Raw genomic sequence first — 26202 nt, 5'->3', positions numbered from 1 at the left:
GAAGTCGTCGTTGGTGGAGAGTGGCACGTGCGGCGAGACAGGGATCGAACGCCCGGTCGGCTGAGGCATGGAGGCAGTTCACATCCACCACTGGAATCTGGGTCCGGGCTTTAGGCCTGGTGCACGCCTTATCGCGACGCCCCGGATGACCATCCGGTAGGGCGGGAGCCCGATGTCCGGCGGGCGGGGCCCTCGGTCCCTGATCAGATGTCTGTTCAGGTCAAAACCGGTGCAGCCTGTTTGTAGGCATCCAACAAAAAAACCAGTCCGCAGCCGAACTAGCGTCGGTGGGGACCAGCCGCTCCCGCTCAGCTCCCGTTCAAAGGACAATCGATGACGATTCAGGCACGCACCCAGGCAATCCGCCATGAAATTCTGGTAACCGCGCGAGTGCAGGTGTTGGAACAGGGTGTGGGGCTCACGCAAAGCCAGCTTGTGGAGATACTCCGGCTGCCGGACGACGCCCTCCCGGCCGCCCTCCAGCTCGCCCATGAAGTCCGCCTGAAGCACTGCGGCGAGGACGTCGAGGTGGAGGGCATCGTCTCCATCAAGACCGGCGGCTGCCCCGAGGACTGCCACTTCTGCAGCCAGTCCGGGCTCTTCGATTCCCCTGTCCGCGGCGTCTGGCTGGACATCCCGGAACTCGTCAAGGCCGCGAAGGAAACAGCTGCCACCGGTGCCACCGAATTCTGCATCGTCGCGGCCGTCCGCGGTCCCGACATCAAGCTCATGAACCAGATCAAGTTCGCGATCGACCGCATCAACGAAGCCGTGGACATCAACATCGCCTGCTCGCTCGGCATGCTCACCCAGCGCCAGGTGGACCAGCTTGCCGAATGGGGCGTTCACCGCTACAACCACAACCTTGAAACGGCTCGCAGCTACTTTCCCGAGGTGGTGACGACCCACAGCTACGAAGAGCGCCTCGAGACCTGCAACATGGTCAAGGCCGCCGGCATGGAACTCTGCTGCGGCGCACTGATCGGCATGGGTGAATCGCTCGAACAACGTGCAGAGCTGGCCGCCCAGCTCGCCGCCCTCGAACCGCACGAGGTCCCGCTGAACTTCCTCAACCCCAGGCCGGGCACACCGCTGGAAAACCAGGGCATCATGGACGGCAAAGACGCTCTCCGCGCCATCGCCGCCTTCCGCCTCGCCATGCCCCGGACGGTCCTGCGCTACGCAGGCGGCCGCGAGCTGACGCTCGGCGACCTGGGAACGCGGGAGGGGCTGCTCGGCGGCATCAACGCGGTGATCGTGGGCAACTACCTCACCACGCTGGGCCGCCCGGCGACGGCGGATCTGAACCTCCTGGTCGAGCTGAACATGCCCATCAAGGAATTCCAGAAGTCGCTGTGAACGCCGCCATCACGGAAACCTACTGCGGGCATTGCGGCGAGCGAGCGGCGCAAGGTGAGCCGCCGGCGTCGGGCTCTCACCGCCGCTGCGGCGAACTGCTGCGGCTGGAACCGCCGCGCTACTGCTCCCAGTGCCGGCGCCGGATGAAGGTCCAGGTCACGCCGACGGGCTGGAGCGCGGAGTGCTCGCGCCACGGGGTGTTTGTCCAATGAACCTGATCCAGCGGGACCGGGCCCGTCTTTGGCACCCCTATGCGCCCGCCGGTTCCAGCCTTCCGCTGTGGGAAGTGGAAGCGGCCGACGGCGTGCGGCTGCGGCTGCGGGACGAAGACGGCACCGTCCATGAGGTACTGGACGCCATGTCTTCGTGGTGGTCTGTGATCCATGGCTACCGCCACCCTGTGCTGGACGCCGCCGCCAAGCGGCAAGTGGACGATTTCAGCCATGTCATGTTCGGCGGCCTGACCCATGCCCCGGCCGTGGAACTGGCCGAGCGGCTGGTGGACATGGCACCGTCAGCCCCCGGCCGGGCCCGGCTGGAGCGGGTCTTCCTCGCGGACTCGGGTTCGGTCTCCGTGGAGGTCGCGCTCAAGCTGGCCGTCCAGTTCCAGACCGCGTCGGGGAAACCACGGCGGCAACGGTTCCTGAGCCTTCGCGGCGGCTACCACGGCGACACCTTCGCAGCGATGGGAGTCTGCGATCCCGTGGACGGCATGCATGCGGCCTTCCCCGGGTTGCTGGCCGGCAACGTGTTTGCGCCCCGTCCGCCTGCCACGGCTACCGCCACTCCGGAAGCCGTTCAGGCGTGGGCCTCGGAGCTTGAATCCATCGCAGCGGCGCATTCCGGGGAGCTGGCGGCGATCATCCTGGAACCGGTGCTGCAGGGCGCCGGAGGCATGTTCATGTACCCGGCCGAGTGCCTGCGGGTGCTGCGCCGGGTGGCGGACCAGCACGGGCTGCTGCTGATCTTCGACGAGATCGCCACCGGCTTCGGCCGTACCGGCGAACTGTTTGCGGCCGGCCACGCGGGGGTCGTCCCGGACATCATGTGCGTGGGCAAAGCACTCACAGGCGGCTACCTGACGCTGGCCGCAATGCTGTGCACCGGCGAGGTGGCGGCGGCCGTTTCCGGCGGCCCGGCAGGGGCGCTGCTGCACGGCCCGACCTTCATGGCCAACCCGCTGGCATGTGCCGTGGCCAACGCCAGTCTCGGAATGATCGACGGCGGCGCCTGGCAGCAGGACGTGGCCAGGATCAGCGCCGGCCTGGAATCAGGGCTCAAGTCCGCCCTTGGACTCGAGGCCGTGAAGGAAGTCCGCACTATCGGCGCCGTCGGGGTCATCGAACTGCACGACGGCGTGGACGTCCCCGCCGTGACCCGGGCCGCAATCCGGCACGGGGTCTGGGTGCGCCCGTTCCGGAACCTCATTTACACCATGCCGCCGTACATCAGCACGGCGGAGGAGATCGAAACGATCACCGCGGGCATGGTGGCGGCGGTGGCCGAGGTCCACGAAGGGGCCACAGCCCGGATCGGGGACGCGGCGTGAGTGCCTCGATGACGCAGTGGCTGGAGCGGCAGGCCACGGTCCGTGAGCGCCGCGGGCTGGTCCGCCGGCCGTCCGCCCGGGGCGCGGGCGAGCACTTCGTGGACCTTGCCAGCAACGACTACCTCGGTCTGTCCAGGGATCCCCGCCTGGCGGAGGCCGCCGCGGCCGCGGGCTCACTCTGGGGTACCGGCGCCACGTCCTCGCGTCTGGTGGCCGGGACCACGGAACTGCACCTGGAGCTGGAGCAGGAACTTGCCCGGTTGACAGGCATGGAGGCGGCGCTGGTCTTCTCCTCCGGCTATCTGGCGAATCTGGGAGTGATCACGGCGCTGGGCGGGCCGGGCACCCTGATCGTGGCGGATGAGCATTGCCATGCGTCAATGATCGACGGTTTCCGGCTGAGCCGCTCGCGGACGGAATCGTTCCGGCACAACGGGCTGGATGAAGCCGGCCGCCTGCTTGCCGGGCGGACGGAACCGCGGGCGCTGATCGCCGTCGAGTCCGTGTACAGCGTGCTCGGCGACGAGGCGCCGCTGCCCGGACTGCTGGCTCTGGCCGAGCAGCACGACGCCGTGCTGCTGGTGGACGAGGCGCACAGCCTGGGTGTGGCGGGCGCCGGTGGCTATCAGGGATACGGGTCGGTGGCCGGGACGGTTCTTGCCAGCCACCCGAACGTCGTTGTTACCGCCACGCTGTCCAAGGCCCTGGGCAGCCAGGGCGGCGCGGTCCTCGGTCCGGCGCTGCTGCGCGAACACCTCATCAACCGCTCCCGCAGTTTCATCTTCGACACCGGGCTGGCACCGGCGTCCGCCGCTGCCGCCCTGGCCGCGGTGCGGATCATCCGCGAAGAACCGTGGCGCGCCGGGGCTGTCCGGAGCAATGCCGATGCCCTTGCCCGGGGCCTGGCGTCTGTTCTGCACTCGCGCGGATCTGCGCTCGAGCAGGCAGCCGGAGCTGTGCAGTCCATCGCGATGCCGTCCGCCGCTTCGGCGGTGGAAGCGACGGACGCCGCCCGGTCTGCGGGCCTACGGATCGGATGCTTCCGGCCGCCGTCGGTCCCGGACGGGGTATCCCGGCTTCGGCTCACGGCGCGCGCCACACTGACGCCGCAGGACATTGAACACAGCTGCGCGGTGTTGCGCAGCATATTGGAGGAATTGCCATGAGCCTGCCTGACATCATCCTGGTCACAGGAACGGACACCGGCGTCGGAAAGACGGTGACCACCGCGGCCCTCGCCGCCGCTGTGCAGGGCCGCGGGCGCACTGTGGCCGTCTACAAACCTTGCCAGTCAGGGAGTGCCTGCGGTGATTCTGATACCGCCGAAATCGTGCGGTTGGCGGGCGCCATGACGGCCGAAGCCGGCGTTGTGCTGCAGCAGCCACTGGCTCCGGTGGCCGCTGCCGCCGCCGACGGAGTGGAACTCCCGCCGCTGGCGGCACACGCAGACAGGATCCGCGAACTCGCCCAATCCCATGATCATGTCCTTGTTGAGGGCGCCGGAGGCCTGCTGGTGGATCTGGATTCCGACGGCGGCACGCTGGCCGGTCTCGGAGCCCTTCTGGCGCCTGATGCGGCATTCCTGCTGGTGACCCGGCCAGCCCTTGGCACTCTGAACCACACCGCGTTGACGCTCGAAGCGCTGGAAAAGCGCGGGCTGGGGGTGCTTGGCGTGGTGCTCGGCAGCTGGCCGGGCAACCCGGGGATGGTGGAACACGGCAACCGGCAGGTGCTCGAATCCTTGCCGGTCCCGCTGATCGGCGCCATTGGGGCGTCGGCGTCGCAGCTGTCTCCCGCAGATTTCAGGGGTCAGGCCGCCGCATGGTTGAACGGGCTGCCCGAATGAAGGCGGCGCAGGCGAACACCGTACTTAAAGATCCCGGGATGGAGAATTCCGGAGCGGCACAGTGCCCTTACCTGGTGCTGCGGGAACCGGACGCCGTCAAAGAGGTGCTGCACAGGCCAGCCGACTTCAGCCCGGCCAACGCCCTGATCGCGGCGACGCCTCTTTCCGGCCAGGCGCTGCGCGTGCTGCAGCGTGCACGCTTCGCCCTGCCTTCGGTCCTGGCCAGCAACGATACAGACTCGCATGCGGGGATCCGCAAAGTGGTTGCGGCCTACTTCACACCGGCCACCGTCGCCGCCATTGAGCCACGCATCCGGCAGCTGGCACGGGAATCGGCTGCAAAGGCCCTGGAACAACTCAACACTTCCGGCCAGGTTGATCTGGTGCAGGCGGTGGCTGCTTTCCCGCCGGCAATCATCATGCTGGAGCTGCTGGGACTTCCGGTTCGTGATCTGGCCCGGCTCAAAAGGTGGAGCATCGACTCCCTGGAACTGTTCTGGGGCTGCCCGGACGAGGCACGGCAGCTGGAGCTGGCCCACAGCGCAGCGGATTTCTACCGTTGGTTGCGGGAACTGGTCCTGGAAGCGGTGGACGCCCCGGGGCGGAATCTGTTCAAATCGCTCGCCGTCCACGGTTTGTCCACGCCGGAAATCTGTTCCCTTGGATACTTCCTGCTGATCGCCGGGCAGGAAACCACCACACAGTTGATCAGCACGGCACTGTTCCGGCTCGTCCAGGGATCCGGGGTTGTGAGCTGGGACGAGGCGGCGGCAGAGGCAGGCGCCCGGGCCACGGTCAGGCACGTGCTCGCCACCGAATCGTCCGTGCCGACATGGCGGCGGGTCGCCGTGCAGGATACCCTCCTGGGTGATGAGCTGATCCCGGCAGGGGCCGAAATCCTGCTCGAACTGACGGGGAATCACGGCAGCTCCGCAGGGCCGAACCCTGTGCAGATTCCGGGATCCTCCGGGCAGCTGCCCGGAGATCCAGGCGAAAGGCCAAACGCCTACAGCCTGGCCTTCGGCTCGGGCATCCACCGGTGCCTGGGTGCCAAACTGGCGGAGCTGGAGGCCGCCGTCGTCGTCCAGGAAACGGCGTCCGCGCTGCCCGGAATCCGGCTGCAGGACCAGAAGCCCGAGTGGATCCGGCTCCTGTCCTTCCAGGCCCCGCGGACGGTCACCGTCAATCCTCCGCGATGACCGCCATGCCTCCCGCCTCAACAACGCCGCCGAAGCGCCCGCCCGAGAGCAGATCGATGCCGGATGCCTGGATTGTTGCCTCGGTCCGGGAATGGTTGATCGCGAACAGGAAGCTCCTGCCGTCCTCTGCCCGCCGCCGAGTTCGCACTGGATCACCTGATCCAGTTGCCTGACGGTTCGTTGGGAACCAGCCCGTCCACCTCGCCGGAAAACAGCTTCTCTGCGTCTGCAGTCAACGGCGACGCCAGTGAAGAAATACCCGCCCGCGCGCCGTGGACGAGTCCTCCACCATGGACCTCACCCTGATCCCCGATGTCTTCACCATGCTCTTGTCCCTCGCGAAGACCCTGGGCCTGGAGGACCATGCCGTGGTGGCCGAAGCCCGCTCCGCCCTGCCGCGGATTCCCCGGCCCACGCCCGGGCAGAACGGCCGGCTCCGCGAGTGGCTCGCGGGCGACGCCGAACTCAGCCCGGAGCTGGAGGCGGCGGTGAGTGCAAGCCTGGATTCCCGTGGCGATGAATCCACCGGGTGGTCCCTCGCCTGGAAGATTCTGTTGCGGGCACGCCTGCGCCAGCCGGCCAGTGTCAGTGCCCTGTTTCGGCTGTACTTCAGGGACATGACCACGGACAGGGGAGGGCTCAGCGGTGGTCTGTACACGAACCTTTTCGGCGCGCACCCGCCCTTCCAGATCGACGGCAATTTCGGCTTCGTCGCGGGCCTCGCCGAATGCCTGGTCCAAAGCCATCGGGTGCATGGCGGCCGGCACGCGATTGAGCTGTTGCCGGCGCTGCCCGCGGAACTGCCCGACGGCGTGGCCACCGGTCTGCGTGCCCGTCCAGGGGTTGTGGTCTCAATGAACTGGAACAACGGACGCCTGACCGGGGCGAAACAGGTCTGCCCACCCCAACTGGCTCGCAATAGGTGTCGTTTTGAGCCTCCAAAGCGACATCTAATGCCAGTCAGTTTGGGCCAGAGAACCTGACTCGCAGCACTGGATCAAACAGCTTCAGTTCCTGCGGGAGGTACTCGCTGACTGACCTAATCGGGACCACAATTTGCCGTCCGCAGGAAACCGTGGTTATTCTGTGCCTATGACTAACCGTTGGTATGCGTATTTTTCGTTGGCTCTGGAGGAGCCCGCGTCTAACTGACACGCATCCAACTTCCTTCAGAGCCAACAGGGCAGAGATCATTCTCTGCCCTTCGCCATTTCGCCGGCGGGTTCTGATCAGGGCCCGCTCCGTACCATCCGGAACAGGACCCGAACATGAGCCCCGCAGCATCCACCGAAGCCCGGCATTCCTCCTCTAAGCAGCCCACCTCAAATCTGCGGATCAGCGAGTTCACTTCGCTGCCAACACCGCAGGAAATGATTGCGGAACTGCCGCTGGACACCCGGGCGGCGGACGTCGTCGAACGCGGGAGGGACGAGGTCCGCGCCATCATGGATGGCGTTGATGACCGCCTGCTGGTGATTGTGGGCCCCTGCTCCATCCATGACCCCAAAGCCGGTCTCGAGTACGCCCGACGGCTGGTCAGCCAGGCGGAGAAGCACAAGGAAGACCTGCTGATCGTGATGCGGACATACTTCGAGAAGCCGCGCACCACGGTGGGCTGGAAGGGTCTTATTAACGATCCCCGCCTGGACGGCACCCACCACATCGCCGGAGGACTGCGCGCCGCCCGCGGCTTCCTGCAGCAGGTCACCTCGCTCGGCCTGCCCACGGCCACAGAATTCCTGGAACCGATCAGCCCGCAGTACACGGCGGACCTCGTCTCGTGGGGAGCAATCGGTGCGCGCACCACCGAAAGCCAGATCCACCGCCAGCTCGCCTCCGGCCTGTCCATGCCCATCGGCTTCAAGAACGGGACCGACGGCGATCTCCAGGTTGCGGTCGACGCCTGCAGCGCCGCCGGCGCAGCGCAGTCCTTCCTGGGGATGGACGGCGACGGAAGGGCAGCGCTCGTGGCCACCGCGGGCAACCCGGACGCTCATGTGATTCTCCGCGGCGGACGCAGGGGCCCCAACTACTCGGCCGCCGACGTCGAAGCGGCGTCAGCCAAACTCGCCGCTAAGGGGCTCAACCCGAGGCTCATTGTGGATGCCAGCCATGCCAACAGCGGCAAGAGCCACCACCGCCAGGCCGAGGTTGCGTTCGAAATCGGTGCCCAGCTGGAGGATTCCGGTGCTGCGGCAGGGGCAATCGCCGGCGTGATGCTGGAGAGTTTCCTGGTGGGCGGGGCACAGACTCTTGACGTCGAAGATCATGCGGCGGGGCGTTCTGAACTGGTCTACGGCCAGAGCGTGACAGACGCCTGCATGGAGTGGGACGTGACGGCGTCGGTGCTGGGCCAGCTAGCGGCGTCGGCACGCAAGCGCCGCCTGGCACTTCAGGGCTAAAATCCGGGGCGGTAACGAGAACTGATTACCTCCAATGGCTTTCACAATGGCCCCATCAGCCTCTAGAGTATTTAGCACATGGTTGTTGGATGACTCAGCATCGGCACACCGCAGTTGGGGATCAATACGTTGCCGTTGTTAGCCGTCAGCAAAGGAATAAGGGAAATGTCCGCAGAGCAGAACTTCTCGAACGCGAAGTTCCTGACCGTGGCCGAAGTGGCCGAGGTCATGCGCGTCTCCAAAATGACCGTGTACCGTCTGGTCCACTCCGGAGAAATGCCCGCCGTACGTTTCGGCCGCTCATTCCGGGTGCCGGAAAACGCCGTCGAACAGTACCTCAAAGGTGCTGTTGTGGACGGCCAGTCGGAGACTGCCTGAGCCCTCGCGCCCCGGCCTCGCGGTGCCTTTGACAGAAGCCGCAGGTAATCATCGGTCCGGCGGTCAGTGGGTGCCCTCGATAAGCGGTACCCTGTAAAGGAACGTTTTAGGTCATTGTAAGAATCTGTCAGTTGTTCAGTCTGTTGCTTAGTCCACGGACCTCATCCAACAGGCAGGTACTGCATCTAGTTGGTAAGGAACTTTCGTGGGTTCAGTTATTAAGAAGCGTCGCAAGCGTATGGCCAAGAAGAAGCACCGCAAGTTGCTTCGTAAGACCCGCCACCAGCGCCGCAATAAGAAGTAGAGATACTTCGCACTGCGTGAAATGCCCGTTGCCTTCCGGCAGCGGGCATTTTCGTTGGGCGTCCGACCGTCCGCGGCGCTTCGCCGTCGCTTAGCGTTCAGCCCTGCCCAAACCCTCGCAAGCTCGGGCCGGGACCCGCGGGCTTTCACTTCGCCTGAAAGGCGCTCCGGCGGTCGCTGGGCGACCTCTGTTCCGCGTTCGGTCGCGATGCGCTCCTACGCGAAGCACCGCGGCCGGTTGATGCTCCGGAATGCCGGCTGCACGGCCGGGGACGGCGGACGGCGGTGCGGGAAGACGGTGGGAGAGGGGAGCCAGGGGCCTAGACAGTGGGCCTGCGGAAGCGCGAGAAGCCCCGCCAGAGGCCGTACACGGCGCCGCCCACAGTGGCCGCCTTGAGTCCGAGGGTGGCCGCGCGGCGTCCGGAGCGGAAATCGTAGACCGGCCAGTTGTGCTCGCGCGCGTGCCGGCGCAGCCTGGCGTCGGGATTGATGGCCACGGGGTGTCCCACGAGAGTCAGCAACGGGATGTCGTTGTAGGAATCGCTGTAGGCCCAGCATCGTTTGAGGTCCAGGCCTTCGGCGTCCGCGATGCCCTGGACGGCCACGGCCTTCGCCGGGCCGTGCAGGATGTCACCCACCAGCCGCCCGGTGTAGGAGCCGTCCTTGATCTCGCCAACTGTCCCCAGGGCGCCGGTGAGGCCCAACCTGGTGGAAATCACGGTGGCAACTTCGATCGGCGTGGCCGTCACAAGCCAGACCTTGCGCCCCACCCTCAGGTGCTGCTGGGCCAAAGCCTTGGCTCCCGGCCAGATCCTGGAGGCGATCATTTCGTCAAAGACTTCTTCGCCCAGCGCCTTGACATCGGCAACGGTGATGCCGGCCGCGAGCGTAAGAGCGGAATCGCGGACCGCGTGGACGTCGTCCATGTTTTCGCCGCGGAGCACAAACTTGAACTGCTTCCACGCGAAACCGGCCGCCTGTGTCAGCGTGAACGCCTTGCGTTCGTACATTTTGCGGGCCACGTGGAAGAGGCTGGCACCCTTCATCAGGGTGTTGTCGACGTCGAAGAACGCAGCTTCGCCGTGCTGCTGCAGCGCAACCGGCTGCGTGACTACAGCGACGTACTTCTCCTCGGGCATGCCACGAGTCTAGTCAATCCATAGACCCGCTGCCGTATCGCCGTCGCCTCGCCCCGCCAACGGCGATACGGTTGAGCCATGGCAAAACCGGAGGTTATCCTCATCACCAAAGCAGACTGTCACCTGTGCGCAGAGGCGCGCGACGCCGTCGGGCGCGTTACAGGGGCTCTGGGACTTGAGTGGACAGAAGAGTCAGTAGACAACAATCCGGCACTGCGCGACCGGTACGCGGAGGAGATCCCGGTGGTTCTGGTGGACGGCATCCAGCGTGATTTCTGGAAGATCGATGAGATCAGGCTGGAACGTGTCCTTCAGCGGGCCATGGCGCAATAGGAAACCGGTTCCACGAAATGGCACCTGCTTTGTCGACACATGTGTCGGGGATCTAGAGTGGACTCACAACGCGACGCAATGGAGCAGATAGTGACTTCGCTGGAATCAACTCCCCAGGCTGTCAATGGGGGAACAGGAGCTGCTGCAAAGCAGATTCCGCCCGCAGCCGTGGCCCGGCTGACGCTTTACTTGCGTGCCCTGAACACTCTGCTGGCTGAAGGTATTGAGAGGGTTTCCTCCGAATCCCTTGCCGAAGCCTCTGGCGTGAGTTCGGCAACGCTCCGTAAGGACCTCTCCCACGTGGGCTCGTACGGCACCCGCGGAGTGGGCTACGAAGTGCAGTACCTGAGCAGGCACATCGCCGCAGCGCTGGGGCTTACGCATGACTGGAAGGTCGCGATTGTGGGTGCCGGCAACCTCGGCAAGGCACTGGCCCGGTATGGCGGCTTTGAGTCCCGGGGCTTTGACGTGGTGGCCATTTTCGACGCCGACCAGATGGTGGTGGGCAACGAGGTGGGCTGGTTGCGGGTCAGCGATGTGGCGGACCTTGAGCCGGTGCTGCAGCGGACTGGCGCCAACATGGTGGTGCTCGCCTTGCCCGCCACCGTGGCACAGGGCGTGTGCGACCGTGTGATTGCTGCTGGCGTCCGCAGCATCCTCAGCTTCGCTCCGGTCATGCTCCAGGTCCCGGATGGAGTGAATCTCCGCAAGGTGGACATGGCCACCGAACTGCAGATCCTTGCGTACCACGCACAGCGGGCGCAGACCCCGGGTGAGACTGCCTAGATCGCTCTTGGCTCTGGGGCCCACGCCCGCTGGATGGGTTTAACACATAAGCGGTCGGGGCTTGACGCCCCCGGTTCCGGCTACTGGCCGTATGGGTTGCCTGGCTGTGAATAGGGAGCGGCGAACGGCTGCTGCTTCCGGAAGTACGGCGCCGAAGCAGGCAGGTACAGCATCACGATCGCAGCGATCCCGGCCAGGATGGCCAGCGTACCGAGGCCCAGCGGGCCGAGGGTCAGGAGCGAAAGGGCAGCGAACACAGTTCCCAGAATGCGGGCCCAGTTTTTACCCTTGCGGACGTTGAAGGCCACAAGTGCGTAAAGTCCCGCACCGATGATCGCAATGACCACCATGGTGCCGATGATGAAGCCCTTGATGTCTTCAAACTGGATGTCCGCACCACCGGCGGCGATCTGCTGATCGAACATGCGGCGCATGGCCGGATCGTCCAGTGTGGGGATCGCGATCATGAATGAGATGACCCACACCGCGGCTGCACCGAGGATCAGCCAGAACGCGATGTTGACCAGCCGGGGGATTCCACCTGGGCTCTGGCCTTGAGCCTGTTCCGATGGGTACTGCGCGTACGGGGACTGGCCGTACGGCTGCTGGCCGTACTGCGGTGCGGGCGGGGTGTTCTGGCCGTACTGGGGTGCGGGCGGGGTGTTCTGGCCGTACTGGGGGACCGGGGGCTGGCTGCCGGACTCCGGCTCGTTCGGGTTCAGAGGCTGGACTGGGGGAGTGCTCATGAGCGGTCCTTTGCGTGTCGACTTTTCGAATCGGCCACCGGGACCAGCAACGTTGCCCTGCCCCCAGCATGGTTTAGTTCCACCGTACCCCGCGGCAGGTGTGCTGCGGGTCATTCCTGAGCGGTTTTCCGGTGCCGGCATTGGCAAGAGTGCCAGGTCGGCGCAGGGCAGGCGACGGGCCTTGGTCGGTTCAGGCTTTGGGCACGCTCTGGTCTGGAAAAGCGGAAGGCCGCGGCGGGGTGGACTGCACCCGGCCGCGGCCTTCTTCGCCCAGCTGCGGGGGACGCTGTGTCCCCGGCCGCAGCCGTTTGGCCTTTGTCAGTTCTTGAAATGTTCCTGCGACTGCGGCAACCACATAAGAATGGCCGCTGCGGCGGCGACCGCTGACCCAATGAAGTTCAGATTGGCCGTGACCAGCTGAATCATGAATGCAAGAATGGCCAAGCCGCCAAGAATCGACAGGACCAACCGGGCCCAACGGGCGCCCTCTTTGAGCCGGATGGCGATGAATATGTACAGGGCCGCAAAGATCAGGCTGAAAATGAGGCCTGTGATGCCCGCACCCACCATCAACCCACCGAGGGCATTCGTGATGGTGAACATGTTGACCAGGCTGAGAACCACGCCCAACGCTGCTGCCGCGATCCAGAGCCAGTACGCGATGACCAGCTGCTGCGGGACTCCCTGGGTGTTTGACACGCGCTGCCCGATGTTTTCGAAATTCAGCCCGAACGTATTCCGGGCCGGTGCGGCGTATCCGAGACCCGGCGGCGGTGCATTATTCGGTGCGCCCATGGGCGCACCATAGCTGGGCTGGCCCGGCGCCTGGTAACCCTGCTGCGGTGCCTGGTAGGCCGGGGGCTGGTATCCCTGCGGCGGCTGATAGCCGGCGGGAGGTACATTGCCTGCGGGAGGTACGTTGCTTGCCGGCGGCTGCGCACCCGGCTGCTGAGGCTGAGGTACATCACTAGGGTTCGTCATGGCTTCACTGTAGACCGCACATCGGGCGAATTCTAGGAAATTCTTAGCCAAATCGTGTTGAACGGCCGGGATCACTCCAGTCGACTTTCGCCACAGCAGCACCAAAGCCCTACGCGATTAACCACCTCGTAGGCCACTGAACCGCATCTCTTACACAAAGCACACCGACAAACACAGCTCGCCGTTAAACACAGCACCCCCGCTCCGTGGACTCCAGGGAGCGGGGGTGCTGATAACAAAGCATGGCTGGAAACAGCCAAGGCGGCCCACGGCAACCTGCGACCCTGCACAATGAGCGCATTCCCCAGGACTACGCTGACGGCAACTGACAAGACGTCCGGAAGCGCAACTGCTTGCGCGCCCTTTGTTGGCTCGTCCGCAGTTGCGTCCCGGTTGCGTCCCGGTTCGACTGCGGTTGGGGCCCTCCTGGGCCGCCGTTGGTCAGGCTGCGGGTGCGATGAACGCCAGTTCCAGGCTGACGGCAACCTTGTCGCTGACCAGGACGCCGCCGGCATCCAGGATTGCGTTCCAGGTCAGGCCGAAGTCCTTGCGGCTGATGGTGGTCTCAGCGGAAACGCCGGCGCGGGTCGCACCGAAGGGATCCACGGCAACGCCATTGAACTCGGTCTCGAGGGAAACAGTGCGGGTAACGCCCTTGATGGTGAGGTCGCCGGTCAACGCGTAGTTCTCGCCGTTGGCAACGAGGCCGTTGGAAACGAACGAGATTTCCGGGAACTTCTCGACGTCGAAGAAGTCTTCGCCGCGGACGTGTCCGTCGCGGTTTACGTCGCCGGAGTCAAAGCTGGCGGTCTGGATGGTGGCGTTGATCGTGGAGTCGGCAACGTTCTCGGCGAGGTCCAGGGTGGCGGCGGCGTCCTTGAACTGGCCGCGGACCTTGCTGATGCCTGCGTGGCGCACGGTGAAGGCGATCTCGCTGTGTGAGTTGTCGAGGGTCCAGGTGCCGGTGGTGACGTTAGCGGGAAGTGCCATGGTGTATCTCCTTGGGTCTGCTGTGAAGAGTGTTGGGTGGAAGGACATCTGATCGTCGGTTGAAACTTCATTTGTTGAAGCCTCAACTAACTGCTTCACCAAGTATAAACATGCATTTGCATCCTTTATTCCGGCTGCAGGGAACATTTTTCAAAATTCTTGAGTTCTACTCCCTGTAGAAGATTTCAAATCGCCCGACATCTTTGAGAAACTGGTACACATGCCCCAAGCCACTGTTCATTTGCTCCGCCACGGCGAGGTCCACAATCCCCGTGGTGTCCTCTACGGCCGGCTGCCGGAATTCCACCTCTCGGAGCTTGGCCGGCAGATGGCCCACACGCTCGCTGAGTACTTCCGCGAGCGCGCTGCGCGGGGTGCAAGGATCGTCTACCTCGCGGCCTCCCCGCTGGCCCGGGCCCAGGAAACGGCACTGCCCACCTCGCAGGCCCTCAACCTGGAAGTCGTCACCGAGGGCCGCATCATCGAGGCCGGCAACTACTTCGAAGGCATGAAGGTCACCAAGGCCGAGCTCAGGAAACCCAGGCACTGGCCGCACCTGCTCAACCCGTTCAAGCCTTCCTGGGGCGAGCCCTACAGGGAGCAGGCAGCCCGGGTCATGGCCGCTGTGCAGGACGCCCGGCTCCGCGCCATCGACCTGGCCGGCGATGACTATGGCACTCACGGCCCCGAAGCCATCCTGGTCAGCCACCAGCTGCCCATCTGGGCCACCCGGCTCAGCGCCGAGGGCAAACCCCTCTGGCATGATCCGCGCAAACGCGAGTGCACGCTGACGTCGCTCACCTCCCTGGTGTTCGACGACGACGGCTCCCTCCTGCGCGTTGAGTACAGCGAGCCTGCTGCCGCGCTTCTTCCCGGTGCTGCCAGCACCCCGGGCGCATAGACATGGATGACAGAAATGACCAGGATCATCAGAAATAACAGGATCACCGGAAACAACGGATCAACGTCCCGCCGCAGCGTCCTCGCCGCCGGCGGTGTCGCCCTCGCCGCGCTGACGCTGGGCCTGTCCGCCTGTGCGCAGGAAGACGCACTGGCCAAGCAGGCCAAAGCGGGAGATAACAAGAACTACGTTGCCGGGGACGGCTCGGTGACGGAATTCGCGGCGGCCGACCGCAAGGCCGCCGTCGAGATTAACGGAGCGCTCTTTGATGGCACAGCCGTGGCACCCGCTGATTTCCTCGGCAAGGTGACCGTCCTGAACTTCTGGTTCGCCGCGTGTGCACCGTGCCGTGTGGAAGCGCCGTCGCTGGAGAGCCTGCACCAGGAGTTCAAAAGTCAGGGCGTCCAGTTCTTCGGCGTGAACCTGCGCGATGAGAAAGCCACTGCCGAAGCGTTCGACAAGACCTTCAACCTGACGTACCCCAGCTTCGACGACAAGGACGGCGGCGTGCTCCTCGCCGTCTCCGGCCTGGTGCCACCGGGAGCCGTGCCCACCACACTTGTGCTTGACAAGCAGGGCCGGGTTGCCTCACGCGTGCTGGGCGAAATCCAGAAGGGCACTCTCAGAGCCCTCATTTCCACCGCCGTGGCCGAGTAACGGCGGCCCCGGACAGTGAACAGTCCCTTCGCGGAGGCCATCCTGAACGGCTCGCTGCTGCTGGCCATCCCGGTGGCGCTGCTGGCCGGATTCGTGTCGTTCCTCTCGCCCTGCGTCCTGCCCCTGGTGCCCGGGTACCTGGGCTACGTCACGGGACTGACCGGCGTCGATCTTCAGAAGCAGAAGCGCGGCCGCATGCTGGCCGGCATTGGCCTGTTCGTGCTGGGGTTCTCTGTGGTCTTTGTGCTGCTCGGCGGGGCGTTCGGCCAGCTGGGCACCCTGATCACGGGCAGCCAGAACGCCTGGATCACGCAGGTGCTGGGCCTCCTGGTGATGGTTATGGGCGTGGTGTTTATGGGCGGCGTCGGCTGGCTCCAGCGCGACGCCAAAATCCATGCCAAGCCGCCGGCCGGTCTGTGGGGTGCACCGCTGCTGGGCATCACCTTCGGACTCGGCTGGGCGCCGTGCATCGGCCCCACCTACTCCGCCGTCCAGCTGCTGAGCCTGTCCGGGGGATCCTCGGCTGCCAAGGGCGCGTTCCTGGCCTTCGTCTATAGCCTTGGCTTGGGCATCCCGTTCCTCCTGATCGCGCTTGCCGTGCGCCGGGGGATCGGCGTGATGTCCTTCTTCCGCACCCACCGCCTCGCCATCCAGCGGATCGGCGGCGGAATCCTGATAGTGCTGGGCCTGCTGATGGCCAGCGGCGTGTGGGGGACCTGGGTGACCGGGTTGCAGTACTGGTTCCAAACCGATGTGAAGTTGCCGATCTGATGAGCGAGCGTGTGAACGTAAAGAAGAAGTCCCCTGCCCCGGAGGCTCCCGCGGCCAGCCCCGTTTCTGCGGCCAAGGCTGAGGCGGCATTGCCGGCGTTGGGGGTCATAGGCATGCTGCGCTGGGCCTGGACGCAGCTGACCAGCATGCGCACCGCGCTTTTCCTGCTGCTGCTCCTGGCTGTTGCCGCGGTGCCCGGATCGCTGTTCCCGCAGCGGCCCGCCAACCCGTCGATCGTCACGCAATACATCGCGGACCACCCGGATTACGGGAAGATCCTGGATTCCGTGCAGCTCTACGACGTCTACTCGTCCGCGTGGTTCTCAGCCATCTACATCCTGCTGTTCACCTCGCTGATCGGCTGTGTGGTGCCGCGGGCCATTGCCCACTACAAAGCCTTGCGCTCCCAGCCTCCCCGCACGCCCCGTCGGCTCTCCCGCCTGCCGGAGTACGGCACCATGGTGCTGCCCGCCGAATCCGGCGTCCCGGCGTCCCGCGCCATCACAGATGCCGCGCAGCTGTTGAAGAAACGCGGTTACCGCGTTGAGGTGAGGGACGACGACGGCGCCCGGCCCTCGCTGGGGGCCGAACGCGGCCTCGTCAAGGAAGTCGGCAACCTGGTCTTCCACACTTCGCTGATCGGTGTGCTGGTGTCCGTGGCCCTCGGCGGCCTGCTCGGGTATAGCGGCCAGCGCATCCTTGTGGAAGGCGACACCTTCGTGAACACCCTGGTGGGCTATGACCAGTTCACGCCGGGGACCAACTTCCAGAGCAGCCAGTTGCAACCGTATTCCATCCAGCTGGACAAGTTCCAGGTCGCGTTCGACCGCGAATCGAAGGGCAAGTTTGGCCAGCCCATCGACTTCAAGGCTGACGTGACCACCAAGGAGACCCCGGATTCGCCCGCCCGGAAGCAGGTGCTGAAGGTCAACGATCCCCTCAGCCTCGGCGGCACCAGCATCTACCTCACGGGAAACGGCTACGCGCCCCTGGTCACCATCCGCGATAGCAAAGGGAACATCGCCATGCAAGGGCCTGTCGTGGCCAAGCTCCAGGGGGAGAACTACTACTCCTCCGTGGTCATCAAGGTCCCGGACGCCAAGCCCGATCAGCTTGGCTTCGCGGGCTTCTTCCTCCCCACCGCCTTCGTCACAGACAAGGGAGTCTCGTTCAGCGGGGATCCCGAACTCATCAACCCGCAGCTGACCCTGAACTCGTACTATGGCGACCTCGGGCTGGATAACGGATCCCCGCAGAATGTCTTTGAGCTGGACGTCAAGAAACTGACGCCCCTCAACGCCAGGAACCTGCCCACCAAGGGCATCACCTTGGCTCCGGGCAGCAGCTACACCCTTCCGGACGGCAAAGGCTCCATCAGCTTCGACGGCGTGAAGCGGTACGTAGGCGTGGACATCCACCACAACCCGGGCCAGCTCTACGTCCTCATCTTCGCCCTGACCGCCGTCGGCGGCCTGGTGACCTCGCTTTACGTGAACCGCCGCCGCGTCTGGGTGCGCACAGGAACGCACGATGACGGCCGCACCATGGTTGAGTGCGGGCTCCTGGCCCGCGGCGAGGACCACCGGCTGGCCGCGGAAGCAGCTGCCATCAGGGAAATGCTTGCCAAAGAATGGGGGCTGGACACAGCTGCCTCCGCCCCGCCCGGGATCACCCAGAATATTCCCAGCCGCCCGGGCGATAATGGCGCAGACTCCATCCAGTCACCAGCTGGCTCACACGAGCCGAAGAAGGACCAGTAATGTTTCCCATCAACGAAATCATGGGCCAATACAGCGAGCTGTTTATGCTGCTTGCTGCGGGCACGTACACGGTGGCTTTCATCGCCTTCGCCTGGGATCTGGCCAAGAGCAGCAAGGCCTTGCGCGCGGTGGATCTCAGGGCTGCCGAGGCCGCCGCCGGTACAGGTGCCGCCGCCAAGGTAACCGTGGGTGCCGGAGTTGGCGCGGGCGGTGCCTCGGGCGGTTATTCGTACGACCGTGGCGAAAGCGGCGTTGACGCTGCCGACGCTGACCGGACCGGGGGGCACCTTGCCGGGCCGGCGGGCCGTGCCGAGCGGCCGTCGTCGTCCGTCTCCGCAAAGCAGTCCGGCGGCAATGCCGGGGTGGGGCAGACAGCCGACGCTGACATGCGCTACGCAGCCGAGCGCCGTGCACCCGCCCGTGTGGCCGTGGCGCTGACCGTTCTGGGTGTCCTGATCCATGCCGCCGGCGTGATTACACGGGCCGTCGGCTCGGGCCGGGTGCCGTGGGGCAATATGTACGAATTCCTGACCACCGGCGCATTCGTGGCCGTGGCAGTGTTCCTGCTGGTGCTGATCCGGCGCGACCTCCGGTTCCTGGGAACGTTTGTGGTGGGTCTGGCCATCATCATGCTGGTCGCTGCGTCCGTGGCCTACTGGACGCCTGTAGGCCATCTGGTACCTGCGCTGCAGAGCTACTGGCTCGTCATCCACGTGTCCATTGCCGTGATGTCCTCGGCGCTGTTCACCCTCACATTCGCCATGTCCGCGCTGCAGCTGGTGCAGTCGCACCGGCAGAAGACGATTGCCGCCGGCGGGGCCGACAAGCTCGGATTCATGCGCCTGGTGCCGTCCGCACTGAGCCTGGAGAACCTGTCCTACCGCATCAATGCCATCGCCTTCATCGGCTGGACGTTCACACTGATGTTCGGCGCCATCTGGGCCGAGAAGGCCTGGGGCCGCTTCTGGGGCTGGGACACCAAGGAAGTGTGGACCTTCGTGATCTGGGTGGTCTACGCCGGCTACCTGCACGCCCGCGCCACGCGTGGTTGGACGGGGACCCGGGCGGCCTGGCTCTCGATCGTGGGCTACTTGTGCGTGATTTTCAACTTCACCATCGTGAACCAGTTCTTCAACGGCCTGCACTCCTACTCGGGGCTGTAAGGGCCCAGGAGCTTTCAGGATTTTGGGGCCGGGACTCATCGGCCCGGAGTCTCATTGATTCGCCAAAAATGGCCGCTAAGCCTGGTTGCTGAGCGGCCATTTTGGGCGAATCGTGGAGTGGGCCGGGGTTGTGGAGCAGACGGGGTGGAGTTGAGCAGACGGTGGAGTTGGCCACGCCGGCCTGGCTAGCTTCCCGACGTGCAGTAGTTTCCCGACGTGCCCTAGGTTCCCGAGCTCCATCCCCGGTCCTGAAGCGCCGCCCGGACTCTTGTGACGGCGTTGGGCTCCATGCCGGGCCCAAACGGGTCAAGGTCCCACTGCGTCAGCACCACTACGAGCCACCCGAGGTCTCTCGCATTCTCGTCGCGGAAGATGTCACTGCGGCGTTGGGCGGCTGTGGCGTGGTGGCCGCCGTCGTATTGGACGGCAATCTTGAGCTCTTCGTAGGACATGTCCGGGTCCTGGATCCAGCCGCCAGTTTCATCGAACATGGGCTCGTTGATGGATGGCTCCGGGATGCCGTGCTTCAGGAGCAACAGCCGGAGCTCGGTCTCCTTCGGCGAATCAGTGCCCGGACGGACGAGGGCACGAGCCGCCATGACCTTCCGGTACCTTGGCCTGCCGGCCTTGGTAGCCAGGAATTTGTCCAGGGCTGCCAGCGTGGACAAAGGGTTCCTGCGGCGGAGCAGGAAATCACCGGCGATGACCAGCTCGTCCAGGCTCAGGATTCCGGCGAGATCGAACCAGGTCCGGAGCGGCGAAGTGCACGTTACATAGCGGCCTTCGGTGATTTCGTCCGGCACCAGCGCCAACTCATGCCCGGCCACGTCCTTGCGACGCACGGCGCGGCCGCCGGGCAGGCAAGTCAGATGGATGAGCACATGGGCCTCAAAACAGAGGGGCAGCGGGAATCCCCAGAGCGCGGCGGCGGTCAGGTGGCTGACAATTGCTCCCGTTGCGTCGGCCAGGGACCGGGCTCGGACCAGCAGGGTGATCTCGATGGCGGCCGGCACACGGATGCCATGGCTGGGGGCGTTCAGGTCCTTGGCCCGCGTTCGCCTGCGTGTCAGGCCGGACGCCTTGGCCTGCACGATTGTGAACGGCTGGCTGAGCAGATGCCTGGGAAGTGCTGGAGGACGGCGCATAAAAGCATTCTGGTGCCCCTGGAGGTCCTCTGAAGCGTTATCCACAGTTCCGGGGCGGTGTGGAGGACAAGTGGAGGGCCCGTGGGCGGTTTCGCAGGCGCGCTGCACCGCCACAAAGCCGCGGCCATTCACCATATATGGCCGCATTGGGGGCGATCATTCCGGCCAAAATTGGCGAATGGCCAGAGAACAGGCCTATTTGACCCCGTCGCTGCCTTCGACGCCAGAGTCGCCGCTTCCGCGGGTGCCGCCCGCGCCGCCCGACCCACCAGCGCCGCCTCCGGGATTGCGCTCTTTGGCGTCGAGGTCGTCCTTGAGCTTCTTCAAGCGGGCGGCCTCGGCCTGGTTGCGGCGGCGGAGTTCAAGGTTGCGGAGGAAATCGGGGTCGTCGTCCGGGGCGGTGGGGTGGCTGTAGCTCCGCTGAACCTGGGGAGTGTTGCGCGGGCGGCCGATCAGGAACCAGAGTGCGGCGCCCACCACCGGCAGGACAATCATCACAACGATCCAGGAAGGCTTGGAAATGCCCCTCGTGAGGCGTGCTTCAGTCCGGATCACGTCCACCAGTCCGTAGACAAATATGGCAAGAACGGCGACTGCTATAACAACACGGAGCATGCATTCAAGTCTATCCTCCGCAGCCCGGCCCGGAGATTACGGTATGCCCACAGAAGAACACCGGAAGAACATCGGAAACGCCTCCTGAAGCGCCCGACGGCGGCGCGGAGCGGGCTCACAGGCAGGGCGGCTAAACTTGGACCGTGGCTTTCGTGAAATACTCCCTGATCCGGCTCGCCCTGTTCGCGCCCCTGTTCGCGCTTTTTGTGGTCCTCCAGCTCGGGTGGCTGTTGTCAGTAATATGCGCGGGCCTGATCGCCTTCGCCGTCAGCTACCTGTTTTTCCAGAAGCAGCGCGATGCGGCCACGGCCTCGATGCACGGGCGCTTCTCTGGCAAAGCCAAACCGATCCGCTCTGCGGGCGAGGTTGAAGACGCCGAGGCCGAGGACCGTCTGGTGGACGCCAATCCGGACATCGCAGTCCACACGGACAACGGGCGCGGGGAGGCCCGAGACCCGCGCCTGGGCCCGCCCCGGGATCCCCAGGAACTCTGAATCCCCCAGGGACCCTGAACCGGGGTCCCCAGGGACCCTGAATCCCAGGAACCCTAGAACCCGTGGCTCAGTACAAGTCCGAGCGAGAACAGCAGGCTGTAGCCCAAATTGATGAGCCCGGTCTGCTTCAGCACCGGGATGAGGCTCTTGCGCTTCCGGCCGTTAATCATCAGCCAAGCCGGCATCAGGCAGGCGGGGATCAGAAGCAGCGCGATCAGCATCCACGGGCGCCCGGGAGCCAGGATCACCACCAGCAGGATGGCCACGGCCAGCATCAGCACATAGCTTTCGCGGGCGTGTTTGTCGCCCAGCCGCACTGCCAGCGTCTTCTTGCCCGCCTGGATGTCGGTGGGGATATCCCTCACATTGTTGGCCATCAACAGCGCGCAGGCGATGAGCCCGGTGCCGATGGCGCCCAGAATGGCGGCGAGGCTGAGCTGGCCCGCCTGGGTGTAGGTAGTTCCCAGGGTGGCCACCAGGCCGAAGAATACGAACACAAACACGTCGCCCAGGCCCATGTAGCCGTAAGGGTTTTTGCCTCCGGTGTAGCCCCAGGCCGCCACCACGCATCCAAGGCCCACCAGGATCAGCCACCAGCTCTGCGTGATGACCACGAGTGCCAGGCCGAACAGCATGGCTATTGCGAACGCACCGAACGCGGCGTACTTGACGTGCTGCGGGTGTGCTGCGCCGGAGCCCACCAGCCTTAACGGGCCCACACGGTCCTCGTCGGTGCCGCGGATGCCGTCCGAGTAATCGTTGGCGTAGTTGACGCCGATCTGCAGCAGGAGAGCCACGAACGCGGCCAGCACGGCGTTGACCGGGCGGAAGGAGTCCATTTCGTAGGCGGCTGCCGAGCCGATCAGTACAGGCGCGATCGCTGCCGGCAGGGTGCGCAGTCTCGCGCCTTGGATCCATTGTGCGGCTGTGGCCACGGTCAGTACCTCGTGTTGGTTCGGTGAAACCCGGCGGGTTTCAGGGTGTGCTGCGGAAGTGCAGCTGGTGCGGAACTAATCTATTTTCCCTGATGAAGTGCGTTCAGCTGCGCAGTCATGGCCAGCCGGTCCGGTTTTCCGTTCGGGAGCATGATCAGCGCCGCGGCAGGAAGGATCGTTTTGGGGGCGAGCACGCCGAGCGTCCGATGCCATTCCTGCGCGAGTTCGACGGCGGTTTGGCCACTGCCGGTGTCCCCGGCGCCGCCGTCAGCCACCGCCACAAAGGCTGCAACAGCCTGGCCCCATTCCTCGGACTGCACGCCGGTCACAAAAGCCGCCAGCACGCCGTCGGACTTCTCCAGCTCTTCCTGCACGTGCGTGGCGGAGACTTTGAGTCCGCCGGTGATGATGACGTCGTCGGCGCGGCCCAGGACAGTGAGCTTCCCGTCAGCGTCCAGGGAACCGAGATCGTGGGTGCGGTACCAGCGGACACCGTCGTGCACGAAGAAAGTCCTTGCGGTCTGATCCGGGGCCCCCAGATAGCCTGCCGCCACCACATCCCCGCCCAGGAGGATGCGGCCTGCCACAGAGGAAGCACCCGCCACGGCGGGGTTTTCCAGCCGGACTTCCACACCGTCCAGCGGCATGCCGTCGTAAATGCAGCCGCCGCAGGTCTCCGATGCACCGTAGGTGGTGACCACCCGGATGGCGGCGTCGCGGGCCGCAGCCAGGAGCGATGCAGAAGCAGGCGCACCACCCAGCAGGATGCCGTTGAAGCGCCGCAGCACGGCGATGGTTTCCGGCGACGGGGAGTCCAGGAGCCGTTGCAGCTGGGTGGGGACGAGCGAGGTGAACCGCATCTTGTCCGTCAGCTCCAGCGCGCCGGCGGTAAACGCTTCCGGCGTGAAGCCGTTTCGCATGTCCATGGCCCAGGGGCGGGTTCCGGCGAAGAGCGAGCGGACCAGCACCTGCACCCCGGCCACATATTGCACGGGGAGGGCCAGCAGCCATTGGCCCTCGCCCTTGAGCGCCAGCGCGGTGGCCATCGACGAAGCGGCGAGGGCCTCCACTGTCAGGACGGTGGCCTTGGGCGCACCCGTGGATCCGGACGTGCGGACCACAACAGCGGCGTCTTCAAATCCGGCGGCCCGGAGCACGCCGGTTTCAACAAACGCAACCACCGGATTGCCGTCCGGACCGTCGGACAGTTCGACGGCCGGCCCCTCACCGTGGAGGGCAGCAGTGATGGCAGTGAGGGCGGGTTCAATATTCACGTGTCCAGTAGTCACAGTGGCTGCCTTAGAAGTAGTGCGGGAATTTGGACCAGTCGGGATCGCGCTTCTCGAGGAAGGCTTCCTTGCCTTCCACGGCCTCGTCGGTCATGTAGGCCAGGCGCGTGGCTTCGCCGGCGAAGACCTGCTGGCCGGCCAGGCCGTCGTCCGCCAGGTTGAAGGCGAACTTGAGCATGCGGATGGCCTGCGGGGACTGGCGGGCGATGTCCGCGGCGTACTCCAGCGCCACGTCCTCGAGGCGGTTGTGGTCAACGGCCTCGTTCACCGCGCCCAGCCGGACCATGTCCTCGGCGGAGTATTCGCGGGCGAGGAAGAAGATCTCCCGGGCAGCTTTCTGGCCGATCTGGCGGGCCAACAGCGCTGAGCCGTAACCGGCGTCGAAACTTCCCACGGTGGCGTCCGTCTGCTTGAACTTGCCATGCTCGCGGGAAGCGATGGTGAGGTCCGAGACCACATGCAGCGAGTGCCCGCCGCCGGCCGCCCACCCGTTCACGACGGCGATCACCACCTTGGGCATGGTGCGTATGAGCCGCTGGACTTCAAGGATGTGGAGCCGGCCGGCGCGCGCAGGGTCGATTGTTTCCTGGGTTTCGCCGTCTGCGTACCTGTACCCGTCGCGGCCCCGGATCCGCTGGTCGCCGCCTGAGCAGAACGAGTGCCCGCCGTCCTTGGGGGAGGGGCCGTTGCCGGTGAGCAGCACGGTGGCCACGTCCGGGCTCATCCGGGCGTGGTCCATGGCGCGGTACAGCTCGTCCACCGTACCGGGGCGGAAGGCGTTGCGGACCTCGGGCCGGTTGAAGGCGATGCGTACGGTGGGCAGATCCCGCACCGCCGAGCCCTCCGCGGACCGCTCCACCTGCCGGTGGTAGGTCATGTCCTGGAAGTCGTCGAAGCCTGACACGGTGCGCCAGCGGGACGGGTCAAAGACGTCGGATACCTTGGCGGGGATTTCGTTGCTCACAGACCGAGTCTAGTAATCGCCTCAGCTGATGCAGAACTCGTTGCCTTCCGGGTCCGCCATGGTGTGCCACGAATGGGGGCCCTGGCTGGCGGTCCAGAGGAAGGTTGCGCCGCGTGCTTCCAGGGCTTGCCGCACGGCGTCCTTGTCCCCGCCGGCCAGATTCACGTCCCAGTGCACGCGGTTCTTGACGGTCTTCCCCTCGGGGGCAGTCTGGAACAGCAGGCGGCGGAGGGGCGGCTTGGCATCGAGTTCGTCGGGCGGGCGGATCGCGGCGCCGTCCCGCCAGACCAGCTTGCCGTTGTGGGTGAGGGTGTCCGCTTCCGTGGCGAAGCCCTGCTCGATCATGGACCGGATGAACGCCTCGTCCTGGGGCTCCACCGCCCAGTCCAGCGTTTCCGCCCACCAATCGGCGAGCGTGTGCGGGTCCTTGCAATCGACTGCGATCTGAATGTTCAGTGCCATGGAACAAAAGTACGACGACGGCGCGGCGCCCGGAAGAGCCATGCGGACAGTTTTAGTCCGGGTTGAGGCGGTCCGGGCGCGGCGCGCGGTCCGAACGCGGGCGCTGGGCCCGGGAGGTGGGATGCGCTACTGCTGGACCTGCTGCAGCTGCTCGAGCAGCTCGGGGGAGATGGCATAGAGGACCACCGCGGCCAGCAGGTTCTTGGCGGCATGGACAAAGTAGGAGAACATCAGGTTCTTGCCGGTCCACATGTACACAAAAACCAGCGTAGCGCCCATGGCCAGGTAGGGCAGCAGCGCAGTGAGCGTGATGGCCTCCTGGCCCACGATGTGCAGCGCGGCAAACAGCACCACGGACAGGGCGCAGCAGAACCAGACGTTGATCCGCCGGCTCAGCTTGCCGATCAGCAGGTGCCGGAAGACGTACTCCTCCACAAACGGACCCACCACCACCAGCAGCGGCACCATCAGCCAGGCAGGAACCTGCTGCAACAGCGCCAGGATTCCGGTCTGGTTAGCAGAGGCCTGTACCGATCCGCTGACGGCCACCAGGATTGCGGTGAGGATCAGCATGACGATGACAGCGAGCGGAACCATCAGGAGCGTGAACCACGGACGAGTTGCCAGCACTCTGAGATCCCGTGCCACCACGCGGCGCGCTGCCACCAATGCCAGGGCGCCGATGCAGCCGTAGAACAGCAAATTCACGGCATACGATGCGAACGCGGGGCTCGGGGCCAGCTGCCGGAGGATGGGCAACAACAGTTCGCCGGCCAGCGCAAAGAACGCGGCGGCGGCCACGTACAGGCCTGCGGTGGTGAAATCGAGCCGCGAAAAACGGTACAGTTCCGGCCCCGGGGCCGGCAGTTTGCGATGCGTAATGGCCATGTCTCCAGCCTAGCGTTGCCTTGCCTTTGCAGGATCCCGACGGCGGCACATAGAACGTTCGGCCTGCCTGACTATTTGATTCGGTGCGCCCCGTGCGCCAGGTTGTCGGGGCCACCGGAGCGGAGTTCGGCGGTGTCCTGTACGCGG

Annotated in this window: 29 protein-coding genes; 17 read left to right on the top strand and 12 right to left on the bottom strand. The window is 65.3% G+C overall.

The features are described 5' to 3' along the window. The first annotated feature begins 333 nt into the window (after positions 1 to 333). The 5 genes from bioB to V3C33_15015 all read left to right on the top strand — a co-directional run bounded on the left by bioB (position 334) and on the right by V3C33_15015 (position 5953). Positions 334 to 1359 (top strand): biotin synthase BioB, encoded by a 1026-nt coding sequence (gene bioB, locus V3C33_15035; GenBank protein ID XAS66781.1) that lies wholly within the window; start codon positions 334 to 336, stop codon positions 1357 to 1359. 208 nt (positions 1360 to 1567) lie between these two features. After that, entirely contained in the window at positions 1568 to 2908 is a 1341-nt protein-coding gene (locus tag V3C33_15030) for an adenosylmethionine--8-amino-7-oxononanoate transaminase (GenBank protein ID XAS66780.1), read from the top strand. Beyond that, a complete protein-coding gene (locus V3C33_15025) occupies positions 2905 to 4074 on the top strand; it encodes an 8-amino-7-oxononanoate synthase (GenBank protein XAS66779.1) in 1170 nt (389 codons plus the stop codon). Before V3C33_15030 ends, V3C33_15025 begins: the two co-directional genes overlap by 4 nt. Then, positions 4071 to 4754, top strand: coding sequence for a dethiobiotin synthase (gene bioD, locus V3C33_15020; GenBank protein ID XAS66778.1), 684 nt, complete (start codon positions 4071 to 4073; stop codon positions 4752 to 4754). Before V3C33_15025 ends, bioD begins: the two co-directional genes overlap by 4 nt. 38 nt (positions 4755 to 4792) lie before the next feature. Further along, positions 4793 to 5953 (top strand): cytochrome P450, encoded by a 1161-nt coding sequence (locus V3C33_15015; GenBank protein ID XAS66777.1) that lies wholly within the window; start codon positions 4793 to 4795, stop codon positions 5951 to 5953. Here V3C33_15015 and V3C33_15010 read toward each other — a convergent pair. Then, positions 5937 to 6101: a Beta-galactosidase C-terminal domain gene (locus V3C33_15010; GenBank protein XAS66776.1), complete on the bottom strand. Its 165-nt coding sequence runs from the start codon at positions 6099 to 6101 to the stop codon at positions 5937 to 5939. The genes V3C33_15015 and V3C33_15010 overlap by 17 nt on opposite strands. A gap of 142 nt (positions 6102 to 6243) precedes the next feature. Between V3C33_15010 and V3C33_15005 the strand changes: the two genes are divergently transcribed. From V3C33_15005 to V3C33_14990, 4 genes are all read left to right on the top strand, one after another. Then, the gene (locus V3C33_15005; GenBank protein XAS66775.1) at positions 6244 to 6936 is read left to right on the top strand and encodes a hypothetical protein; all 693 of its coding nucleotides are present in this window, start codon (positions 6244 to 6246) and stop codon (positions 6934 to 6936) included. 285 nt (positions 6937 to 7221) lie between these two features. Then, positions 7222 to 8355, top strand: a complete 1134-nt coding sequence (locus V3C33_15000; protein XAS66774.1) for a 3-deoxy-7-phosphoheptulonate synthase — start codon at positions 7222 to 7224, stop codon at positions 8353 to 8355. A gap of 165 nt (positions 8356 to 8520) precedes the next feature. Continuing rightward, on the top strand, positions 8521 to 8733 hold the full coding sequence (locus V3C33_14995) for a helix-turn-helix domain-containing protein (GenBank protein ID XAS66773.1): 213 nt from the start codon (positions 8521 to 8523) through the stop codon (positions 8731 to 8733). A 205-nt stretch (positions 8734 to 8938) separates the two neighbouring features. Then, positions 8939 to 9037 (top strand): AURKAIP1/COX24 domain-containing protein, encoded by a 99-nt coding sequence (locus V3C33_14990; protein XAS66772.1) that lies wholly within the window; start codon positions 8939 to 8941, stop codon positions 9035 to 9037. Positions 9038 to 9356: 319 nt separating this feature from the next. On the opposite strand, the gene V3C33_14985 is transcribed toward V3C33_14990, so the two are convergent. Next, a complete protein-coding gene (locus V3C33_14985; GenBank protein ID XAS66771.1) occupies positions 9357 to 10175 on the bottom strand; it encodes an HAD-IB family hydrolase in 819 nt (272 codons plus the stop codon). A gap of 78 nt (positions 10176 to 10253) precedes the next feature. Between V3C33_14985 and V3C33_14980 the strand changes: the two genes are divergently transcribed. Both V3C33_14980 and V3C33_14975 read left to right on the top strand, forming a co-directional pair. Beyond that, complete coding sequence (locus V3C33_14980; protein XAS66770.1) at positions 10254 to 10508, top strand: glutaredoxin family protein; 255 nt, start codon at positions 10254 to 10256, stop codon at positions 10506 to 10508. A 90-nt stretch (positions 10509 to 10598) separates the two neighbouring features. Next, complete coding sequence (locus V3C33_14975) at positions 10599 to 11294, top strand: redox-sensing transcriptional repressor Rex (protein XAS66769.1); 696 nt, start codon at positions 10599 to 10601, stop codon at positions 11292 to 11294. A gap of 80 nt (positions 11295 to 11374) precedes the next feature. Here the strand turns inward: V3C33_14975 and V3C33_14970 are convergent, their stop codons facing one another. The 3 genes from V3C33_14970 to V3C33_14960 form a co-directional block, all read right to left on the bottom strand. Beyond that, entirely contained in the window at positions 11375 to 12040 is a 666-nt protein-coding gene (locus V3C33_14970) for a hypothetical protein (GenBank protein XAS66768.1), read from the bottom strand. Between the two features lie 318 nt (positions 12041 to 12358). After that, the gene (locus V3C33_14965; protein XAS66767.1) at positions 12359 to 13021 is read right to left on the bottom strand and encodes a hypothetical protein; all 663 of its coding nucleotides are present in this window, start codon (positions 13019 to 13021) and stop codon (positions 12359 to 12361) included. A 441-nt stretch (positions 13022 to 13462) separates the two neighbouring features. Next, a complete protein-coding gene (locus V3C33_14960) occupies positions 13463 to 14011 on the bottom strand; it encodes a YceI family protein (GenBank protein XAS66766.1) in 549 nt (182 codons plus the stop codon). Between the two features lie 220 nt (positions 14012 to 14231). Here V3C33_14960 and V3C33_14955 point away from each other — a divergent pair, with 220 nt between their 5' ends. Genes V3C33_14955 through ccsB form a run of 5 tightly spaced genes read left to right on the top strand, consistent with a single transcriptional unit; the run spans position 14232 to position 19263 of the window. Continuing rightward, positions 14232 to 14912 carry a histidine phosphatase family protein gene (locus V3C33_14955; protein XAS66765.1) on the top strand — a complete coding sequence of 227 codons (681 nt, stop codon included), beginning with the start codon at positions 14232 to 14234 and terminating at the stop codon, positions 14910 to 14912. Between the two features lie 15 nt (positions 14913 to 14927). Next, positions 14928 to 15569, top strand: a complete 642-nt coding sequence (locus V3C33_14950) for a TlpA disulfide reductase family protein (protein XAS66764.1) — start codon at positions 14928 to 14930, stop codon at positions 15567 to 15569. A 15-nt stretch (positions 15570 to 15584) separates the two neighbouring features. Next, entirely contained in the window at positions 15585 to 16340 is a 756-nt protein-coding gene (locus V3C33_14945) for a cytochrome c biogenesis protein CcdA (GenBank protein XAS66763.1), read from the top strand. Beyond that, positions 16340 to 18100, top strand: a complete 1761-nt coding sequence (locus tag V3C33_14940) for a cytochrome c biogenesis protein ResB (protein XAS66762.1) — start codon at positions 16340 to 16342, stop codon at positions 18098 to 18100. The genes V3C33_14945 and V3C33_14940 overlap by 1 nt, the downstream gene beginning before the upstream one ends. Beyond that, positions 18100 to 19263: a c-type cytochrome biogenesis protein CcsB gene (ccsB, locus tag V3C33_14935; GenBank protein ID XAS66761.1), complete on the top strand. Its 1164-nt coding sequence runs from the start codon at positions 18100 to 18102 to the stop codon at positions 19261 to 19263. The genes V3C33_14940 and ccsB overlap by 1 nt, the downstream gene beginning before the upstream one ends. A 221-nt stretch (positions 19264 to 19484) precedes the next feature. Here the strand turns inward: ccsB and V3C33_14930 are convergent, their stop codons facing one another. Beyond that, positions 19485 to 20408, bottom strand: coding sequence for a hypothetical protein (locus V3C33_14930; protein ID XAS66760.1), 924 nt, complete (start codon positions 20406 to 20408; stop codon positions 19485 to 19487). A gap of 195 nt (positions 20409 to 20603) precedes the next feature. Further along, positions 20604 to 21023: a PLD nuclease N-terminal domain-containing protein gene (locus tag V3C33_14925; GenBank protein ID XAS66759.1), complete on the bottom strand. Its 420-nt coding sequence runs from the start codon at positions 21021 to 21023 to the stop codon at positions 20604 to 20606. 143 nt (positions 21024 to 21166) lie between these two features. On the opposite strand from V3C33_14925, the gene V3C33_14920 reads away from it, so the two are divergent. Then, positions 21167 to 21517 (top strand): DUF4229 domain-containing protein, encoded by a 351-nt coding sequence (locus tag V3C33_14920; GenBank protein ID XAS66758.1) that lies wholly within the window; start codon positions 21167 to 21169, stop codon positions 21515 to 21517. A gap of 53 nt (positions 21518 to 21570) precedes the next feature. Here V3C33_14920 and V3C33_14915 read toward each other — a convergent pair whose 3' ends face one another. The 5 genes from V3C33_14915 to V3C33_14895 form a co-directional block, all read right to left on the bottom strand. Then, complete coding sequence (locus V3C33_14915; GenBank protein XAS66757.1) at positions 21571 to 22452, bottom strand: 1,4-dihydroxy-2-naphthoate polyprenyltransferase; 882 nt, start codon at positions 22450 to 22452, stop codon at positions 21571 to 21573. Between the two features lie 80 nt (positions 22453 to 22532). Next, positions 22533 to 23726 (bottom strand): AMP-binding protein, encoded by a 1194-nt coding sequence (locus V3C33_14910; protein XAS66756.1) that lies wholly within the window; start codon positions 23724 to 23726, stop codon positions 22533 to 22535. 25 nt (positions 23727 to 23751) lie between these two features. Then, the gene (locus V3C33_14905) at positions 23752 to 24705 is read right to left on the bottom strand and encodes a 1,4-dihydroxy-2-naphthoyl-CoA synthase (GenBank protein ID XAS66755.1); all 954 of its coding nucleotides are present in this window, start codon (positions 24703 to 24705) and stop codon (positions 23752 to 23754) included. Between the two features lie 21 nt (positions 24706 to 24726). Then, positions 24727 to 25167 (bottom strand): VOC family protein, encoded by a 441-nt coding sequence (locus V3C33_14900; GenBank protein XAS66754.1) that lies wholly within the window; start codon positions 25165 to 25167, stop codon positions 24727 to 24729. A gap of 126 nt (positions 25168 to 25293) precedes the next feature. Continuing rightward, positions 25294 to 26055 (bottom strand): lysostaphin resistance A-like protein, encoded by a 762-nt coding sequence (locus V3C33_14895; protein ID XAS66753.1) that lies wholly within the window; start codon positions 26053 to 26055, stop codon positions 25294 to 25296. Between the last annotated feature and the right edge of the window lie 147 nt (positions 26056 to 26202).

The organism is Micrococcaceae bacterium Sec5.7, from assembly GCA_039636785.1.
GTDB lineage: Bacteria > Actinomycetota > Actinomycetes > Actinomycetales > Micrococcaceae > Arthrobacter.
The sequence above is the reverse complement of the archived record's forward strand: the minus strand, read 5'-3'. Positions and strand labels throughout refer to the sequence as shown.